The 468-nt window shown below is 43.2% G+C and carries 1 protein-coding gene; it reads left to right on the top strand.

Annotated features, from left to right (window positions below):
- The coding region (locus tag CG11_RS30610; protein ID WP_197043975.1) for a hypothetical protein at positions 1 to 468 on the top strand (468 nt) is incomplete at both ends.

Genomic DNA, 468 nt, shown 5'->3' with positions numbered 1-468 from the left:
AATTCTGCGATTTGTTTTGGAGATACTTTAGAATTGAGTACAACAGCGTTGGCAACGAGTTATGAATGGATTGCGCCAGATGGATCAAGGATAACAACAGGGACAAATATCTTGTCAATAAGTTCTAATAATAGCTTGTATCAATCGGGTGATTGGATGTTGGTAACAACCAATGCATCAGGATGTACGTCTATGCCATCGTCAGTAGCGACAGTAGTTATCAATGCGAACCCAGCACAACCCGCGGTATTTAACGATGGACCAGTTTGTGAGGGAGGGAATTCAAATTTGAGTACAGCCACGGTATCGGGTGCGAGTTATGCTTGGTACAGCGATTCTAGTTTGACGAGCTTAGTGTCTACGGCTCAAAATCCGATGATTGTTAACATCAGCACGGATACGACTTGGTATTTAGTAGTGACGGTAAATGGCTGTTCTTCTGTAGCTGGTTCGACAACTGTCATCGTA

Origin of the sequence: Aureispira sp. CCB-QB1 (assembly GCF_000724545.1) — a bacterium.
Taxonomy (GTDB): domain Bacteria; phylum Bacteroidota; class Bacteroidia; order Chitinophagales; family Saprospiraceae; genus Aureispira.
This window is presented reverse-complemented; position numbering and strand designations above follow the sequence as displayed.